The sequence below is a fragment of the Citrobacter sp. Cpo069 genome, assembly GCF_030332785.1.
Classification (GTDB): Bacteria; Pseudomonadota; Gammaproteobacteria; order Enterobacterales; family Enterobacteriaceae; genus Citrobacter; species Citrobacter portucalensis.
Map to the genome: position 1 here is coordinate 18,972 of NZ_JAOWHD010000060.1, position 19,385 is coordinate 38,356.

Sequence of the window (19,385 nt, forward strand, 5' to 3'; positions counted from 1 at the left end):
TTGATAAAATCCGCGCTGAAGATACGCCTTTTGTCAGCATACTTCACCTTCTATCTGCGTATATCAATGTAAATACGCTACCAATACTCAGTGTTATTAATATGTATTAAATATGCTAATGTTATTAGCATTCATTACGCCAATTTATTAACACTTAACGAGAAACGCTAAAAGGGCCTGCTGAAAGGTGTCAGCTTTGCGAATTTTTGATCCAGATCACGCAATTACTACTCAGAAGTGAGTAATCTTGCTTACGCCACCTGGAGGTAACGCGTTAGAGTTAACAGGCGCTAGCGTATAAGCTCTTTTAGTAAATCAAAGTAAAGTGGACGTTAATTAACCGTTTGATTTTCAAACCATTACACAAATTTTCGACGGTCTGTCTATACTCTCGTATCGAGCAGATGATTTACTAAAAAAGTTTAACATTATCAGGAGAGCATCATGGCTGTTACTAATGTCGCTGAACTTAACGCACTTGTAGAGCGCGTAAAAAAAGCCCAGCGTGAATATGCCAGTTTCACTCAAGAACAGGTTGACAAAATCTTCCGTGCCGCCGCTCTGGCTGCCGCAGACGCTCGAATTCCTCTCGCGAAAATGGCCGTTGCCGAATCCGGCATGGGTATTGTCGAAGATAAAGTGATTAAAAACCACTTCGCTTCTGAATACATTTACAACGCTTACAAAGATGAAAAAACCTGTGGTGTGCTGTCTGAAGACGACACTTTTGGTACCATTACCATTGCTGAACCGATTGGTATCATCTGCGGTATCGTTCCAACCACTAACCCGACTTCGACTGCAATCTTCAAATCACTGATCAGCCTGAAGACCCGTAACGCCATCATCTTCTCTCCGCATCCGCGCGCAAAAGATGCAACTAACAAAGCAGCTGACATCGTTCTGCAAGCAGCAATCGCTGCTGGCGCACCGAAAGATCTGATCGGCTGGATCGATCAACCTTCCGTTGAACTGTCTAACGCGCTGATGCACCACCCGGACATCAACCTGATCCTTGCGACCGGTGGTCCAGGCATGGTTAAAGCGGCATACAGCTCCGGTAAACCGGCGATCGGCGTAGGCGCAGGTAACACCCCTGTTGTTATCGACGAAACCGCTGATATCAAACGTGCTGTTGCATCTGTTCTGATGTCTAAAACATTCGATAACGGCGTAATCTGTGCTTCTGAGCAGTCTGTCGTCGTGGTTGACTCTGTATATGATGCTGTACGTGAGCGTTTTGCAACTCACGGCGGTTACATGCTGCAGGGTAAAGAGTTGAAAGCTGTTCAGGACGTTATCCTGAAAAATGGCGCGCTGAACGCAGCTATCGTTGGTCAGCCGGCATACAAGATTGCTGAACTGGCAGGCTTCTCCGTACCAGAAACAACTAAGATTCTGATCGGTGAAGTGAAGGTTGTCGACGAAAGCGAACCGTTTGCTCACGAAAAACTGTCTCCGACGCTGGCAATGTACCGTGCGAAGGACTTCGAAGACGCAGTCATTAAAGCTGAAAAACTGGTTGCGATGGGCGGTATCGGTCATACCTCTTGCCTGTACACTGACCAGGACAACCAGCCAGAACGTGTTGCTTACTTCGGCCAGATGATGAAAACCGCACGTATCCTGATCAACACCCCGGCTTCTCAGGGTGGTATCGGTGACCTGTACAACTTCAAACTCGCACCTTCCCTGACACTGGGTTGTGGTTCCTGGGGTGGTAACTCCATCTCTGAAAACGTTGGTCCTAAGCACCTGATCAACAAGAAAACCGTTGCTAAGCGAGCTGAAAACATGTTGTGGCACAAACTTCCGAAATCTATCTACTTCCGTCGTGGCTCTCTGCCAATCGCACTGGATGAAGTGATTACCGATGGTCACAAACGTGCGCTGATCGTGACCGACCGCTTCCTGTTCAACAACGGTTATGCAGACCAGATCACCTCCGTTCTGAAAGCTGCTGGCGTTGAAACCGAAGTGTTCTTTGAAGTTGAAGCTGACCCGACTCTGACCGTTGTTCGCAAAGGTGCTGAGCTGGCTAACTCCTTCAAACCAGACGTAATCATCGCACTGGGTGGTGGTTCCCCGATGGACGCCGCGAAAATCATGTGGGTTATGTACGAGCACCCGGAAACTCACTTCGAAGAACTGGCACTGCGCTTTATGGACATCCGTAAACGTATCTACAAGTTCCCGAAAATGGGCGTAAAAGCGAAGATGGTTGCAGTTACCACCACTTCCGGTACCGGTTCTGAAGTGACTCCGTTTGCGGTCGTTACCGACGATGCAACTGGGCAGAAATACCCGCTGGCAGACTATGCGCTGACTCCGGATATGGCGATTGTTGACGCCAACCTGGTTATGGATATGCCGAAGTCACTGTGTGCGTTCGGTGGTCTGGATGCCGTCACCCACGCTCTGGAAGCTTACGTTTCAGTACTGGCTTCTGAGTTCTCTGACGGTCAGGCTCTGCAAGCGTTGAAATTGCTGAAAGAAAACCTGCCAGCGTCTTACCATGAAGGTTCTAAGAACCCGGTAGCGCGTGAGCGTGTACACAGTGCAGCAACTATCGCCGGTATCGCGTTTGCTAACGCCTTCCTGGGTGTATGTCACTCAATGGCGCACAAACTGGGTTCTCAGTTCCACATTCCTCACGGTCTGGCGAACGCCCTGCTGATCAGCAACGTTATTCGTTATAACGCGAACGACAACCCGACTAAACAGACTGCATTCAGCCAGTACGACCGTCCGCAGGCACGCCGTCGCTACGCTGAAATCGCAGACCATCTGGGTCTGAGCGCACCGGGTGACCGTACTGCCGCGAAAATCCAGAAACTGCTGGGCTGGCTGGAAGAAATCAAGGCTGAACTGGGTATTCCTAAGTCTATCCGTGAAGCTGGCGTTCAGGAAGCTGACTTCCTGGCACACGTGGACAAACTGTCTGAAGATGCGTTTGACGACCAGTGTACTGGTGCTAACCCACGTTACCCGCTGATTTCTGAACTGAAACAGATCCTGCTGGATACCTACTACGGTCGTGAGTATAGCGAAGGTCAGACCGCCGCTAAGACTGAAGCAGTAGCTGCACCGAAAGCAGAAAAGAAAGCGAAGAAATCCGCTTAATTTGCTCAGATAAGTTTTAGCTTCATCATAAACGGTCCCAATTGGGGCCGTTTTTTTCGTCTTGTGTTATGAAAATCGGGGAATACACAATTTAACCATGTGAATAGAATGGCAGTGTAAGAGATGTATTCAGGAAGATGTGAGACCAGCCGTCAGAAAAGAGTCTGACAGGGTAGAGAACATTGACGAAGGTTCCGGCCTACCCTGTGTTTATAAGCGCTCAGAAGCGTACAGGGTTAATCGTGGCTGTGTCGTTCTTGTATCGCCGTCAGAGAGCCCTCAGACTGCGCTTGTTTGTAGTGTTTACGACATACCGACACATAGCGTTCATTCCCGCCGATAACCACCTGCTCGCCCTCGTTATAAGGTCTTCCAGCCTGATCAAGGCGTAATACCATGCTGGCCTTACGGCCACAGAAACAAATGGTCTTTAATTCAACCAGTTTATCTGACCAGGCAAGCAGGTATTCGCTGCCACCAAATAACTCACCACGAAAATCAGTGCGTAAGCCGTAACACAAAACAGGAATATCCAGTTGATCGACAACTTCAGATAATTCATAAACCTGTTGTCGGGTCAGAAACTGAGACTCATCGACCAGTACACAGTGAATTCTTTGCTGCGCATTCTCGGCGCGAATCTCTTCGAACAATGATGAATTTTGGTTAAACAATTTTGCAGGTGACGACAGACCTATACGTGAACTTACTTTTCCAGCACCAAAACGGTCATCAATTTCCGCTGTATATACAACGGCACGCATCCCACGTTCCTGATAATTGTACGAAGATTGCAACAATGCAGTCGACTTACCTGCGTTCATTGCAGAATAGTAAAAATATAGTTGTGCCATTGACCGAAGGCCCTCACCAGGGGAAATAAATATGGGCTGGATTGTATCATATTTCACGAACATGTCGGTGTAGCGTTGGCCACAAAGGCGTATAAATGAGCGGGCAAGCTCGCACAGTGCCGCCTGAATTTAAGTAACGGATAGTGAGAGAGCATACAACCATCGACCAAACAGCCTGAACTCGGACGCGTATATACACACTCTTTCACAAATAGTGCTCATGAAATTTATCAATGTCACTTATCATCATACGGCAATAAAGAAACCCTTCCCATATTGTTATTGAATCTACCCACTGTCGCCGTGTATTAGCGAATTCACGTAAGCAAAACTAATACAAAAGGTTGAAATCACTGCAAAGAGATACTATTTGTACACCATAAAATGTGACCTGAATCTTGAATTTTTACTCTCAGCCGCTGAGAAGCCCCCTCGTCAATAAGCCTTTTTTATGCCCAACATCATGGGAAATTTAAGACAGGAGAATTAATTCTGATACTAAATAAAGCGCAATTTTGAATTCCTTACATTCCTGGCTATTGCACAACTGAATTTATCGCTCTATTATTAGCTCAACAAACCACCCCAATATAAGTTTGAGATTACTACAATGAGCGAAGCACTTAAAATTCTGAACAACATCCGTACTCTTCGTGCGCAGGCAAGAGAATGCACTCTGGAAACGCTTGAAGAAATGCTGGAAAAATTAGAAGTTGTAGTTAGCGAGCGTCGCGAAGAAGAAAGCGCTGCTGCTGCTGAAGTTGAAGAACGTACTCGTAAACTGCAACAATATCGTGAAATGCTGATCGCTGACGGCATTGATCCGAACGAATTGCTGAATAGCATGGCTGCTGTTAAATCTGGCACCAAAGCTAAACGCGCTGCACGTCCGGCTAAATATAGCTATGTTGACGAAAACGGTGAAACTAAAACCTGGACTGGCCAGGGCCGTACACCGGCAGTGATCAAAAAAGCGATGGAAGAACAAGGTAAACAACTGGACGATTTCCTGATCAAGGAATAATTCAGAAATAGTTTGCTTAAAATCCCGCCACTGGCGGGATTTTTTTTACCGGTACTTCGCTCAACCCTACCCGGATTAGGTATAAAAAAAACGGCGCTGTTAATACAGCGCCGTTCTGACCAGATAATACCAGAAGGTTACTTCTTAATACCCATCTCGTCTTCCAGCCAGGCTTTAAATTCGGCGCCGAGAGTATTATGGCGAATACCATATTCAACGAACGCCTGCATATAGCCCAGTTTATTACCACAGTCATGGCTTTTGCCCTTCATGTGATAAGCTTCAACCGTCTCTTTTTCAATCAGCATATCGATAGCATCTGTCAGCTGAATTTCATCACCCGCTCCCGGAGGGGTTTTAGCCAGCAGAGGCCAGATATCGGCACTAAGAACGTAACGACCCACAACGGCCAGATTAGAAGGCGCAACATCAGCTTTTGGTTTTTCAACCACGCCAACCATCGGGACGCTTTCGCCCGGGGATAATTCAACGCCTTTACAATCCACAACGCCATAAGCCGTAACATCTTCTACCGGTTCAACCATAATCTGGCTGCTACCTGTTTCATCAAAACGATGAATCATTTCGGCAAGGTTGTCGCGGGATAAATCAGATTCGTATTCATCAAGAATTACGTCCGGCAGGATTACAGCTACCGGTTCATCGCCAACCACAGGGTGCGCGCACAATACCGCGTGGCCCAGACCTTTAGCCAGCCCCTGACGCACCTGCATAATAGTCACATGTGGCGGGCAAATAGATTGCACTTCTTCCAGAAGCTGACGTTTTACACGTTTTTCCAGCATCGCTTCAAGTTCAAAGCTGGTATCAAAGTGGTTTTCAATGGAATTTTTAGACGAGTGAGTTACAAGTACAATTTCAGTGATGCCCGCAGCAATACATTCGTTTACGACGTACTGAATTAATGGCTTATCAACCAACGGTAGCATCTCTTTCGGGATTGCTTTCGTAGCCGGTAACATCCTGGTTCCTAATCCCGCAACCGGGATAACGGCTTTTTTGACTTTTGAATTAAGGGCAGCCATTTAAAACTCTCCTGGACTGTTCATGTATTGAACGTGTTCATCATTCTGTATCGCATCCGAGTATATCAGTACAGCGACAAGCTTCTGGTCTGAAAAGGACGCGCGTCGGTATAATTAAGATAAATACGAATAAATCTGGCGTTGATAGTAGCACTCGCAACATGGGGAGGGTGAACCAATTTCATTTGCACGCCACTCAATTGTTCATTCCGCAGACAACATCAAGCGCAGGCGACCTCCCGCCCCCCAAATTTGGCATTGCCATGACTCACAATGTTGGCTCAGCTGATTAAGATACGTATTACCTAAGGTACCCAGCGGAACGCCATTGCTGATTTGCACTTGGTGGGAACCTGTATTTAATGTCGCATTCAGCCCTGCCGATACCAGAATCAGATTTTTTAATCCGCTGTGGTAATACCCCACCAGCAAGGGAAACTGCCCTGGTAAATTGGCTTGCCGCAACAAATGATTTACCTGTTTCAATAACGTACCCAACTCCGGCAACCGTTGATTTTGTTGTGTCAGTTGCTCCTGCAGTAAACCATTAAATAGCGCCCGCAGTAATAATGCAGCCAGCACGCCATTATCCCCTGCACGCGTCACATCAAGGCAATAGAATGCAAGGTCATGATCCGACAGCGGCGCAATATCCAGCACCAGACCCGGTTGGTCGGCTGCCACCAATTGTCGATAGTTAATGCGACAGTGCGAAATCACTTGCGACACTGGAGGCTGTAATTCTTTTAGCAGCTTCGCGGCGGCGGCAGGATCGTCCACCATCGCATCCCAGTCGCGAAATAGCCGCTCTTCTTCTTCCACGCGTGAATTAAACATGTTGGGATAAAGACATGCAAAGACGGTTTCTCGCAAGCGATTAAGGTCTTTCACCGGCTTCAACAGGACGTCATCCACACCGAGTCGTAACGCTTTGGCTATGTCGGACATGTTTTCCGTCGCAGAAATCACCAGTATCGGGGTCTGATCGCCACGATTACGTAAATACTCAACCAGTTTGAGACCGTTCATTCTTGGCATAGCCAGGTCGCAGATCATCAGGTCGGGTTTAAAATGCCCAAGCAAGTCCAGTGCTTCAAGTCCGTCACCAGCTACCGCCGTTGTCGCTCCCAAAGAGGAAAACCATGAGTCCATGAGTGAGCGAAATACCGGCTCATCCTCAACGATAAGAATCTGTTTTCCGACCAATGGCTGCGTCATATTCTCCCCCCTGACTGGCTTTAATAAATAGTGGCATGCTATTGCCACTCACGCCTGTCAGAATTAGCTTAAGTGTTGATAAAAAATGCGTTAGACGTTGGTTTTCACCAGGGGTAGAAGCTCATCCATTTTCTTCTCGACCGCTAACTGCCCGGCAGCAATTGCCGCACTGGCGCGGTGAAAATCCAGCGTGGATATTTGTGGACAAAACGGCTGAATCAGAATGTCTGGAGGGTCACCGGCCATGCGGTTACGTTTCAGTCGGTTTTCCAGAACCTGAATAGACGTCGTCATGATCTCCATCGCCGTGGGCGCAGTTACTGCACGCCTGGCCGTAATGTTGCTCAAGCGTTCTTTCAGACGGGCATGCCATGAGAGTTCGTCAGCATCATCACCCGATTCGGCATCGCTATTGACGTTGAAGGAGAGTAAATCTTGTTGCATGAGATGCGCATCGTGTTGCAGGTCGACCGCTATAACAATATCGGCCCCCAACGCGCGAGTCAGGGAGACAGGGACAGGATTCACCACCGCACCATCGACCAGCCAGTAACCATTGTGCGCCACAGGTGACATCAAGCCAGGAATACTGCAGGAGGCCCGGACAGCCAGATGTAAATCACCTTCGGTGAACCAAAGTTCCCGACCCGTACTCAGATTGGTAGCCACTGTTGCGAAACGGCGAGTACATTGCTCAATTGCTTCTACCGGCATCACATTACGGTACTGATTGAATACCCGTTCACCGCGCAGTAAACCTCCCCTGCGCCACGAGAGATCCATCAACCGTAAAACATCCCAATAGCTGAAAGAACAGACCCACTTTTCGAGAGCAGGCAGCTTATTGCAGGCGTAGGCAGCGCCAACCAACGAACCGATGGAGCACCCTGCCACGATATCAACATCAATGCCCATATGCTTAAGGGCTTTAATAACGCCAATATGCGACCAACCTCGCGCCGCGCCGGAACCTAGCGCCAGCCCAATTTTTATTTTTCTCATTATACGTACAAACTTCCCCTGGCTTGCAGACGTAGCAACATCGCTACCGCTCAGTTAACATAGTGCCACTCTGGCGTTTTTACGCCGTTTTTATATTCCAGGGAGTACTTTGTGTCTCAGCTTTGTCCCTGTGGTAGCGCTGTCGAGTATAGCCTATGTTGCTACCGTTATGTGTCCGGCGCGCAAGTAGCACCTACGCCGTCACATCTCATGCGTTCTCGTTACTGTGCTTTTGTGATGAAAGACGCAGATTACCTTATCAGAACCTGGCATCCGGACTGTCATGCCGCCGCGTTTCGCGACGACATTATCGCAGGATTTGCGCACACCGAATGGCTCGGGCTGACCGTTTTTGAACAAGAGACGGCAGACACAGAAAATATCGGCTATGTCAGTTTTGTCGCACGGTTTTCTGAACAAGGTAAAACAGGTGCAATTATCGAGCGCTCTCGTTTTTTAAAAGAAAACGGTCAGTGGTACTATATAGACGGTACACGCCCTCAAATTGGACGAAACGATACCTGCCCTTGTGGCTCAGGTAAAAAATTTAAAAAGTGCTGCGGCTAATCAACGCCCGACAGTATCAATTTTGCAAACATTCTCAACAGGATCACCGCTGCAAATGCATTCATTACAACGAAAAGTGCTGCGTACTATTTGCCCGGACCAAAAAGGTCTGATCGCGCGCATTACAAATATCTGTTACAAGCATGAACTGAACATCGTGCAGAACAATGAGTTTGTGGACCACCGTACCGGACGCTTTTTTATGCGTACCGAACTGGAGGGCATATTTAACGACATCACGCTGCTTGCCGATCTGGACAGCGCCTTACCTGAAGGCTCGATTCGTGAATTAACCCCAGCAGGCCGCCGCCGCATCGTCATTTTGGTCACCAAGGAAGCGCATTGCCTGGGCGATTTATTAATGAAGGCCAATTATGGCGGGCTGGATGTTGAAATCGCCGCGGTGATCGGCAATCACGAGACCTTGCGTCCTCTGGTTGAACGGTTTGATATTCCGTTTGAGCTGGTGAGCCATGAAGGTTTAACACGTGAAGAACATGATCAGAAAATGGCTGATGCTATCGACGCCCACCAGCCGGATTATGTCGTGCTGGCTAAATACATGCGCGTTCTGACCCCGACATTTGTTTCACGCTTCCCGAATAAGATTATCAATATTCACCATTCATTCCTGCCAGCATTCATTGGTGCTCGTCCGTACCATCAGGCTTATGAACGCGGCGTGAAGATCATCGGTGCGACGGCCCACTACGTGAATGATAACCTCGATGAAGGCCCAATCATTATGCAGGACGTGATCCATGTTGATCACACCTACACTGCCGAAGATATGATGCGCGCGGGTCGCGACGTTGAAAAAAATGTATTAAGCCGTGCGCTGTATCAGGTTCTGGCTCAACGCGTCTTTGTTTACGGTAACCGAACGATTATTCTGTAATCGATTGATAAGTTAATTGGTTACCTTTACATCTTTACGTGTAAAAATCAGGCAACCAGTTCTTTTTTATCAACGGAATGCTTTACAGGGGCGCATCATTTGATATGATGCGCCCCGCTTCCAACGGAAGCAGGCCAGTAATTAGCATTACCCCGTGGTGGGGTTCCCGAGCGGCCAAAGGGAGCAGACTGTAAATCTGCCGTCATCGACTTCGAAGGTTCGAATCCTTCCCCCACCACCATCACTTCATAAAGCACCAACAGCAAATCAATCTCTAATGCCCCATATTCTGCCCATGCGGGAAGGATGAGAAGCTTTGACTAAGGTTCGATTCGAGCGTAGCGAGAAAGCGTTGCCACAGGCAACGACCCGAAGGGCGAAGCGCGTAGCGCTGAGTAATCCTTCCCCCACCACCATCACTTCATAAAGCAACACACTCAATTCCTCTGCAATGCCCTTTATTTGCCTGATGCGCTGCGCTTATCTGGCCTACGAACTCGTCACGTGCCCGCAATTTGCCTGATGCGCTGCGCTTATCAGGTCTACAAACTCAACACGTGCCCGCAATTTGCCTGATGCGCTGCGCTTATCAGGCCTACGAACTCGATACGTGCCCGCTATTCGTCTGATGCGCTGCACTTATCTGGCCTACGAACTCGATACGTGCCCGCTATTCGTCTGATGCGCTGCACTTATCTGGCCTACGAACTCGATACGTGCCCGCTATTTGTCTGATGCGCTGCACTTATCAGGCCTACAGCGCTCGCTGATACCTTCGTAGGCCGGATAAGGCGCTTGCGCCGCCATCCGGCAAACAGGCATAAAAAAACCCCGCCGAAGCAGGGTTTTGTCATTCTCAAATATACGATTAGTGACGCGCGCGAACAATCTGGTATTTGCGTGTCAGATATTCGACCGGGACGCTCCAGATGTGTACCAGACGAGAGAATGGGAACAACAGGAACAGCGTCATACCCAGCACCAGGTGCATACGGAAAATGAACGCAACACCATCGAGATACTGAGACGCTCCGCCCTGGAAGGTCACCACTGTCTGCGCCCAGTTCACCAGCTTCATCATCTCGCTACCGTCCATATGCTGAGCGGAAAACGGAATGGTCAGCAGGCCCAGCGCACACTGGATCACCAGCAGTGAGAGGATCAGAATATCCGCTCCGGTGGTGGTGGCCCGCACGCGTGGGCTGAACAGACGACGTTTCAGCAGCAGTACACCACCAATCAGACACATCAGGCCACTGGCACCGCCCGCAAACATTGCCATCTTTTGTTTCACTTCAAGCGGTAGCCAGGCTTCATACATCCAGTGCGGCGTCAACATGCCAAGGAAGTGCCCAGCAAAGATTCCCAGGATCCCGATGTGAAACAGGTTTGACGCCAGGTTCATCCCTTTGCGATCCAGCATCTGACTGGAAGCCGCACGCCATGTATATTGCCCATAGTCATAACGCAGCCAGCTGCCGATCAGAAAGACAGAACCCGCGATGTACGGATAGATGTCAAAGAAGAACGTATTCAGGAAGTGCATTAGTGCTGTCCTCCGGTGGTGATATTCAGATACTGCGGCGCAACGGCCCCGGCAAAACGACGCTGGTGAGCGGAGATTTCCGACTCGCCACACCCCTGATCGGCGAAGAATTTTACCTGCTCTTCTTCCCAGACCGCATCCAGCGCTTGTGGAGTATCGTCACGGGCTTCATCCGCAATTTTTTCAGCCACTTTATCGCTGTCGATAACGGTATTCGCCAGTTTTAACAGCAGATCGAACAGCACCGCATAACGGCTTTCACGCTGTTGCAAACGAGCGCTAAGCAGTGCCAGAATCGGCGCAATATCCTGTAAGCCACCTAGCGCTTCGCTTTTCGGCAGTTGCGCAAGGTATTCCAGATACAGCGGCAGATGATCGGGAAGTTCGCGGCTGTCGAGCTGCAAACCGTGCTGCTCATACTGTGCCATCAGGTCAACCATAGCCTGACCGCGATCGCGGGATTCACCGTGAACATGTTCAAACAGCAGCAGCGATGTAGCGCGGCCACGGTCAAACAGTTCGCTGTAGGCTGCCTGCACATCCAGCATGTCCTGCGCGGTTAGATCGCGCAGGAAAACGCCCAGAGTCTGGGCATCCTCTTTATCCAGGTTCTCAGATGACGCGAGTGCATCGAAAAGTTCCTGCTGATGCTGCCACAAGGCAGCATCCGGGTACTCGAGCAGACGCGAAACAATGACGAGTTCAATCATTGGTGCGGCTCCGTTTTGCTGGTCACATCGACAGCGTCGATGCGGCGGCTGTTGAACAGATTGAATTTAGTATCAGAACCGTGGCAACCGTCGCCGAAGGTAAAGCCACAACCGCTTTTCTCCGGGAACGCGTCACGTGCCAGTTCACGATGGCTGCTCGGTACCACGAAACGATCTTCGTAGTTTGCGATCGCCAGGTAACGATACATTTCCTGTGCCTGCGCTTCGCTTAAGCCCACCTCTTCCAGCGCACGGGTATCAACTTTGCCGTCAACAGTTTCCGCACGTTTGTAGTGACGCATCGCCAGCATACGTTTCAGCGCCAACAGTACCGGCTGGGTGTCACCTGCAGTCAGCAGGTTCGCCAGGTACTGAACCGGAATACGCAGGCTGTCAACATCCGGCAGAATACCGTTGCTGCCCAGCTCGCCCGCATCAGCAGCTGACTGAATCGGTGACAATGGCGGCACGTACCAGACCATCGGCAGTGTGCGGTATTCCGGATGCAGCGGCAGCGCCAGCTTCCAGTCCATCGCCATTTTGTAAACCGGAGACTGCTGTGCGGCATCAATGACGCTCAGCGGAATACCATCTTTCAGCGCCTGTTCAATAACAGCCGGATCGTTAGGATCGAGGAACACGTCCAGCTGACGTTGGTACAGATCTTTCTCGTGCTCGGTGCTTGCTGCACTTTCGATCGCATCTGCGTCATACAGCAGTACGCCGAGGTAACGGATACGACCTACACAGGTTTCGGAGCAAACGGTCGGCTGACCAGCTTCGATACGCGGGTAGCAGAAAATGCACTTCTCAGATTTCCCGCTCTTCCAGTTGAAGTAGATCTTCTTGTACGGGCAGCCGGTGATACACATACGCCAGCCGCGGCACTTGTCCTGGTCGATCAGCACGATGCCATCTTCTTCACGCTTGTAGATAGCGCCGCTCGGACAGGTCGCCACACACGCCGGATTAAGGCAGTGCTCACACAGACGCGGCAGGTACATCATGAATGTGTTTTCGAACTGACCGTACATCGCCTTCTGCATGTTTTCGAAGTTCTGGTCTTTGGCGCGTTTTTCAAACTCGCCGCCGAGAATTTCTTCCCAGTTCGGACCGCTGGTGATTTTGTCCATTCGCTGACCGGTGATGAGCGAGCGTGGACGAGCAATCGGCTGCGCTTTGCTGTCTGCCGGGGCGTTATGCAACGTCTGGTAGTCAAAATCAAACGGCTCGTAGTAATCATCCATGCCCGGCAGATGCGGGTTAGCAAAGATTTTACCCAACAGCAGCGCTTTGTTACCCATGCGCGGCTGCAGTTTGCCGTTGATTTTACGGATCCAACCGCCCTTCCATTTTTCCTGGTTTTCCCAGTCGTTCGGGAAGCCAACGCCAGGCTTACTTTCGACGTTGTTGAACCAGGCGTACTCCATACCTTCACGGCTGGTCCAGACGTTTTTACAGGTCACTGAACAGGTGTGGCAGCCGATGCACTTATCGAGATTCAGCACCATGCCGACTTGTGAACGAATTTTCATTTTACGCTCTCCTGTACCTGGTCATTGCCTTCGCCATCCAACCAGTTAATGTTCTTCATCTTACGTACAACTACGAACTCATCACGGTTTGAACCGACGGTGCCGTAGTAGTTAAAGCCGTAGGCCAACTGCGCATAGCCGCCGATCATATGGGTCGGTTTCGGTGTAATACGGGTCACCGAGTTGTGGATCCCACCGCGCTGCTGGGTGATTTCTGAACCCGGCAGGTTAACGATACGTTCCTGCGCGTGGTACATCATGGTCATCCCGGCCGGTACACGCTGGCTGACAACTGCACGTGCCGTCAGCGCACCGTTACTGTTGAAGACTTCGATCCAGTCGTTATCTTCGATTCCCAGATCCTTCGCATCGACTTCGCTCATCCACACAATCGGGCCACCGCGTGACAGCGTCAGCATCAGCAAGTTGTCGCTGTAAGTGGAGTGGATACCCCATTTCTGGTGCGGCGTCAGGAAGTTGAGCGCTTTTTCCGGGTTACCGTTAGATTTCTCGCCGATCACCGCTTTCACCGAACGGGTGTCGATTGGCGGACGGTAAACCAGCAGGCTTTCACCAAAGTCACGCATCCACTGATGATCCTGATACAACTGCTGGCGACCAGACAGCGTACGCCATGGGATCAGCTCGTGAACGTTGGTATAGCCGGCGTTATAAGACACGTGTTCATCTTCCAGTCCTGACCAGGTCGGGCTGGAGATAATTTTGCGCGGCTGCGCCTGAATATCGCGGAAGCGAATTTTTTCGTCTTCTTTATTCAGCGCCAGATGCGTATGGTCACGGCCGGTAAATTCACTCAGCGCAGCCCAGGCTTTAACGGCTACCTGACCGTTAGTTTCCGGTGCCAGCGTCAGGATCATCTCGGCTGCATCAATTGCGGTATTAAGCCAAGGCTGGCCTTTTGCCGGACCTTCAGCCTTGGTGTAATTGAGCTTACGCAGCAGATCCATTTCGCTCTGGGTATTCCAGGCAATCCCTTTACCACCGTTACCGATTTTTTCCATCAGCGGGCCGATGGAGGTGAAACGCTCGTAGGTTGCCGGATAATCACGCTCAACGGTCATGATGTGCGGTGCGGTAACACCAGGAATCAGGTCACATTCACCTTTTTTCCAGTCCTTCACGTCCAGCGGTTGTGCCAGTTCTGCGGCAGAGTCGTGCTGAATTGGCAGCGTAACGACGTCGGTTTCTTTACCGAGATGACCCACGCAAACTTCAGAGAATTTCTTGGCGATGGCTTTGTAGATTTCCCAGTCACTCTTCGATTCCCAGGCCGGGTCAACCGCCGCAGACAGAGGATGAATAAACGGATGCATGTCCGAGGTATTCATATCGTCTTTTTCATACCATGTTGCGGTCGGCAGCACGATGTCGGAATACAGACAGGTGCTCGACAGACGGAAGTCCAGCGTGACAACCAGATCCAGTTTGCCGTCCAGGCCGTTATCCTGCCATTCCACTTCTTCAGGCTTCACGCCGCTCTGCTGGCCGAGATCTTTGCCCTGAATACCATGTTCAGTACCCAGCAGATACTTCAGCATGTACTCGTGGCCTTTACCGGAAGAACCGAGCAGGTTAGAACGCCAGATAAACAGGTTGCGCGGATGGTTTTTACCGTTTTCCGGCTGCTCTGCCGCAAAACGAATAGAACCTTCTTTCAGGGATTTAACGGTGTAATCCACCGGCGTCATACCTGCTTTCTGCGCTTCTTCGGCGATACGCAGTGGGTTAGTCCCTAACTGCGGCGCAGATGGCAACCAGCCCATACGTTCAGCGCGAACGTTAAAATCAATCAAATGACCGCTGTAGCGGGATTTGTCTGCCATCGGGGAAAGCAGTTCCTGCGCAGTAACCGTCTCATAGCGCCATTGGCTGGAGTGGTTATAGAAGTAGGAAGTGCTGTTCATATGACGAGGCGGACGCTGCCAGTCAAGAGCAAACGCCAGCGGCTGCCAGCCGGTTTGCGGACGCAGTTTTTCCTGGCCGACGTAGTGGGCCCAACCGCCGCCGCTCTGACCGATACAACCGCAGAACACCAGCATATTGATCAGGCCACGATAGTTCATATCGAGGTGGTACCAGTGGTTCAGGCCCGCACCGACGATGATCATCGAACGACCGTGTGTTTTATCGGCGTTATCCGCAAATTCACGGGCAATGCGCACGATCTGAGAACGTGATACGCCAGTGATTTTTTCTGCCCATGCCGGCGTGTACGCTTTCACGTCATCGTAGCTGGTCGCGCAGTTTTCGTCGTTCAGACCACGTTCCAGGCCATAGTTAGCCATGGTCAGGTCGTAAACGGTGGTCACCAGCGCGGTAGAGCCATCGGCCAACTGCAGGCGTTTAACCGGCAGTTTGTGCAGCAGAATATTTTCCAGCTCTACTTTACTGAAGTGCTCGGTACCTTCGCCGCCAAAGTACGGGAAGCCCACTTCAGCGATATCGTCCTGGCTACCCAGCAGGCTGAGTTGCAGTTCGGTTTCATCACCGGACGTACCGTCGCGTTGCTCAAGGTTCCATTTGCCCTTTTCGCCCCAACGGAAACCAATTGAACCGTTTGGCGCAACCATTTCGCCGTTGTTGTTGATAGCGACGGTTTTCCATTCCGGGTTATTTTCCTGGCCCAGAGAGTCGACCAGGTCCGCCGCACGCAGCATACGACCAGCAGCATAGTAGCCGTCACGCTCTTCGAGCATCACCAGCATTGGCATGTCGGTATAACGACGAACGTAGTCGGTGAAGTACTGGCTCGGGTTATCGAGGTGGAACTCGCGCAACATGACATGGCCCATCGCCATTGCCATCGCCGCATCGGTTCCCTGCTTCGGTGCCAGCCACAGGTCGCAAAGTTTGGCAATTTCTGCGTAGTCCGGAGTAATCGCTACCGTTTTGGTGCCTTTATAACGAACCTCAGTAAAGAAGTGTGCATCCGGAGTACGGGTCTGCGGTACGTTAGAGCCCCATGCAAGAATGTAGCTGGAGTTATACCAGTCGGCAGATTCCGGTACGTCGGTTTGCTCGCCCCAGGTTTGCGGGGAAGCCGGCGGTAGGTCACAGTACCAGTCGTAGAAGCTCAGGCAGGTACCGCCAATCAGCGACATATAGCGTGCACCGGAAGCATAAGAAACCATCGACATCGCCGGGATCGGAGAGAAGCCTGCAACGCGGTCAGGGCCATAGGTTTTGATGGTGTAAACGTTAGATGCAGCAATCAGTTCATTCACTTCCTGCCAGGAAGAACGAACAAACCCACCACGACCACGCGCTTGTTTGAAGCTTTTTGCTTTGTCGGCGTCTTCGATGATGGATGCCCATGCGTCTACCGGATCGCTGTGCAGTCTTTTTGCTTCACGCCACATCTTCATCAGACGTTTGCGCATCAGCGGGTATTTCAGACGGTTAGCGCTGTAGAGATACCAGGAATAGCTTGCACCACGTGGGCAGCCGCGAGGCTCGTGGTTAGGCATATCTGGACGCGTGCGTGGGTAGTCAGTTTGCTGGGTCTCCCAGGTCACCAGACCATTTTTCACATAGATTTTCCAGCTGCATGAGCCCGTGCAGTTTACCCCGTGGGTTGAACGCACGATTTTGTCATGCTGCCAACGCTGGCGGTATCCGTCCTCCCAGTCCCTGTTGGTATTGAGAAGCTGGCCATGCCCATCGGCAAAGGTTTCGCCCTTCTGCTTGAAGTAGCGAAACCGGTCCAGGAATTTACTCATCGGTTTTCTCCTGTAGGAGCCTGACGGCTCTCTGATAAATCGACATTGCTTGATTGAGAGCGAAGGTAACGCTCTGAAAGGGCGTGAGAATTGATAACGATCAAGGCATGCAGGGATGAAAAATGAAGGTTGGTTTTTACATACCCCCAAAGTGGGATATTGTTTTTTAACGTAATATTCTGAATTTAAAGGATTTTAAATAATTCACTTATCATACAAATGTTAAATTCTTTATAAGTGGGTATTAAGGGGTATCCCCCCTGGCAGGCATATTACCAGCACCGTTTTTGCAGACTTTCGTCATGAGCTCACATACAAGTATGTTGTAACTAATTTAGAGCAAAAAAAAGCGCGGTCTAACACCGCGCAATGGATAATCAACTGCTACTACTTTTTTACTTTTTAGAATGCCGTCCGTATACCGCCCAGGTGATGACCACACAAGCGACATAGAAGATCAGAAAGACTTTCATCGCATCGACCGGCGAACCGGTTAACGCCAGGGAGGTACCAAATGCTTTCGGGATAAAGAAGCCGCCAATCGCACCAATGGCTGAGATAAAGCCCAACGCTGCCGCGGTGTCGGTTGCTGCTTCGCGCATTGCTTTCTCTTCTGAACCACCTTCAGCTTTCACTCTGTCCATCGTCAGCTTGCGGAAGATAACGGAGATCATCTGGAAGGTTGAACCACTCCCCAGACCAGCCGTCAGGAACAATGCCAGGAACACCGCGAAGAAGGCGATAAAGTTGCCGCCAACGCCGTTTGATGGCAGCGTCAGGAACAGTAAGGCACTGAAAATAGCCATCAGCACAAAGTTCACCAGCGTTACACGGGTTCCACCCAGACGGTCAGAGATTGCGCCACCCGCTGAACGAGCCAGCGCGCCAATCAACGGTCCAAAGAAGGCGTAATGCAGGATCTGTACCTCAGGAAACTGCGTTTTTGACAACATGGCAAAACCGGCAGAGAAACCGATGAATGAACCGAAGGTTGCCAGATACAGCAGGCTCATAATCCACAGATGCCCACGTTTCAGCACCGGCAATTGCTCTTTCAGCGACGCTTTTGAGGTTGCCAGTTCATTCATACCAAACCATGCAGCCAGCGTTAACACCGCAAGGAACGGTACCCAAATCCATGCGGCGTTTGCCAGATACAGCTGCGTACCATCCGGTTGTTCAACCCCGTGGCTACCAAATGCGGCAAAGATTGACAGTGAAACCACCAGCGGCGCAACCAACTGCATCACGCTGACGCCCATGTTGCCCAGGCCACCGTTCAGACCCAGCGCACCACCCTGTTTCTGTTTTGGAAAGAAGAAACTGATGTTTGCCATGCTGGACGCAAAGTTCGCACCGGCGAAACCGCACAACAGAGAGATAATAATAAAGGTACTAAACGGCGTGGAGGTATCCTGCACCGCAAAACCTAACCATACGCAAGGAATGATCAGGATACCGGTGCTAAACGCTGTCCAGCGACGTCCACCAAACAGGGGAACCATAAAGGAGTACGGTACACGCAGCAGCGCGCCGGACACCGAAGGTAATGCCGTCAGCATGAACAGCTGTTCAGTGGTGAAATCAAATCCGACTTTCGGTAAGTTCACCGCCACGGCGCTAAATAACATCCACACGCAAAACGCCAGCAGCAAGCAAGGGACGGAAATCCACAGGTTACGGCTGGCGATTCGTTGACCACGCTGCTGCCAGAAGGCGGGATCTTCCGGCCGCCATTCGGTAATTACAGCTCCAGATGCCCTTTCCGGGGCAGATGAGTGACTCATAGACACCTCTGATACTTGTTTCGATGCCTGCAACATTAGGGTTTACAGCTGGAGGTAAGTTGATATAAATCAAAGGAAAAGGTGTCATTATTCATGCCTAAAATTTATCATTACCCTAAATGAGTACATAACTTCGGTAAAAAAGATGTGGTTTTTCACGCTTCTGTCGCCCCCTACTCCCCCTCGCCCAGGATCTCTCCCTCCACTGGCAATTAAGAGGTAGCCCGTTTGAGGTATGGGTATACTCCAGTGTATCGCCGAGAATAACGCCACTGCCTGCAGCAGAATCGTCATTCAATAAGGTTTTCTGTTCGACGAAAACCCGAAGGAACAAG

The 19,385-nt window shown here is 50.5% G+C and carries 13 protein-coding genes, 1 tRNA gene and 1 other RNA gene; 6 read left to right on the forward strand and 9 right to left on the reverse strand.

The features are described 5' to 3' along the window. Positions 1-444 precede the first annotated feature (444 nt). The gene (gene adhE, locus OGY08_RS18875; RefSeq protein ID WP_008784953.1) at positions 445-3,123 is read left to right on the forward strand and encodes a bifunctional acetaldehyde-CoA/alcohol dehydrogenase; all 2,679 of its coding nucleotides are present in this window, start codon (positions 445-447) and stop codon (positions 3,121-3,123) included. 236 nt (positions 3,124-3,359) lie between these two features. Here the strand turns inward: adhE and tdk are convergent, their stop codons facing one another. Beyond that, positions 3,360-3,977: a thymidine kinase gene (tdk, locus tag OGY08_RS18880; RefSeq protein ID WP_008784954.1), complete on the reverse strand. Its 618-nt coding sequence runs from the start codon at positions 3,975-3,977 to the stop codon at positions 3,360-3,362. A 610-nt stretch (positions 3,978-4,587) separates the two neighbouring features. Here tdk and hns point away from each other — a divergent pair. Then, positions 4,588-5,001, forward strand: a complete 414-nt coding sequence (gene hns, locus OGY08_RS18885; RefSeq protein WP_003020723.1) for a histone-like nucleoid-structuring protein H-NS — start codon at positions 4,588-4,590, stop codon at positions 4,999-5,001. Between the two features lie 137 nt (positions 5,002-5,138). Here the strand turns inward: hns and galU are convergent, their stop codons facing one another. The 3 genes from galU to rssA form a co-directional block, all read right to left on the reverse strand. Continuing rightward, on the reverse strand, positions 5,139-6,047 hold the full coding sequence (gene galU / locus OGY08_RS18890; RefSeq protein WP_003020727.1) for a UTP--glucose-1-phosphate uridylyltransferase GalU: 909 nt from the start codon (positions 6,045-6,047) through the stop codon (positions 5,139-5,141). 204 nt (positions 6,048-6,251) lie between these two features. After that, positions 6,252-7,265, reverse strand: coding sequence for a two-component system response regulator RssB (rssB, locus tag OGY08_RS18895; protein ID WP_032943688.1), 1,014 nt, complete (start codon positions 7,263-7,265; stop codon positions 6,252-6,254). A gap of 90 nt (positions 7,266-7,355) precedes the next feature. Continuing rightward, positions 7,356-8,267, reverse strand: a complete 912-nt coding sequence (gene rssA, locus OGY08_RS18900; RefSeq protein WP_008784956.1) for a patatin-like phospholipase RssA — start codon at positions 8,265-8,267, stop codon at positions 7,356-7,358. Between the two features lie 111 nt (positions 8,268-8,378). Between rssA and OGY08_RS18905 the strand changes: the two genes are divergently transcribed. From OGY08_RS18905 to OGY08_RS18920, 4 genes are all read left to right on the forward strand, one after another. After that, positions 8,379-8,834 (forward strand): YchJ family protein, encoded by a 456-nt coding sequence (locus OGY08_RS18905; protein ID WP_032943690.1) that lies wholly within the window; start codon positions 8,379-8,381, stop codon positions 8,832-8,834. Between the two features lie 55 nt (positions 8,835-8,889). After that, the gene (purU, locus tag OGY08_RS18910) at positions 8,890-9,732 is read left to right on the forward strand and encodes a formyltetrahydrofolate deformylase (RefSeq protein ID WP_258885911.1); all 843 of its coding nucleotides are present in this window, start codon (positions 8,890-8,892) and stop codon (positions 9,730-9,732) included. Positions 9,733-9,888: 156 nt separating this feature from the next. Next, positions 9,889-9,973 (forward strand) — tRNA-Tyr (locus OGY08_RS18915). Positions 9,974-10,017: 44 nt separating this feature from the next. Then, a non-coding RNA gene (locus tag OGY08_RS18920) (RtT sRNA) lies at positions 10,018-10,148 on the forward strand. 452 nt (positions 10,149-10,600) lie between these two features. Here the strand turns inward: OGY08_RS18920 and narI are convergent. From narI to OGY08_RS18945, 5 genes are all read right to left on the reverse strand, one after another. Continuing rightward, positions 10,601-11,278 carry a respiratory nitrate reductase subunit gamma gene (gene narI / locus OGY08_RS18925; RefSeq protein WP_003833386.1) on the reverse strand — a complete coding sequence of 226 codons (678 nt, stop codon included), beginning with the start codon at positions 11,276-11,278 and terminating at the stop codon, positions 10,601-10,603. Beyond that, positions 11,278-11,988: a nitrate reductase molybdenum cofactor assembly chaperone gene (narJ, locus tag OGY08_RS18930; protein WP_048216248.1), complete on the reverse strand. Its 711-nt coding sequence runs from the start codon at positions 11,986-11,988 to the stop codon at positions 11,278-11,280. The genes narI and narJ overlap by 1 nt, the downstream gene beginning before the upstream one ends. Further along, a complete protein-coding gene (narH, locus tag OGY08_RS18935; protein WP_003833388.1) occupies positions 11,985-13,523 on the reverse strand; it encodes a nitrate reductase subunit beta in 1,539 nt (512 codons plus the stop codon). Before narH ends, narJ begins: the two co-directional genes overlap by 4 nt. Continuing rightward, positions 13,520-17,263: a nitrate reductase subunit alpha gene (locus OGY08_RS18940; protein ID WP_032943696.1), complete on the reverse strand. Its 3,744-nt coding sequence runs from the start codon at positions 17,261-17,263 to the stop codon at positions 13,520-13,522. The genes narH and OGY08_RS18940 overlap by 4 nt, the downstream gene beginning before the upstream one ends. Before the next feature lie 395 nt (positions 17,264-17,658). Continuing rightward, the gene (locus OGY08_RS18945) at positions 17,659-19,050 is read right to left on the reverse strand and encodes a NarK family nitrate/nitrite MFS transporter (RefSeq protein ID WP_003833390.1); all 1,392 of its coding nucleotides are present in this window, start codon (positions 19,048-19,050) and stop codon (positions 17,659-17,661) included. Between the last annotated feature and the right edge of the window lie 335 nt (positions 19,051-19,385).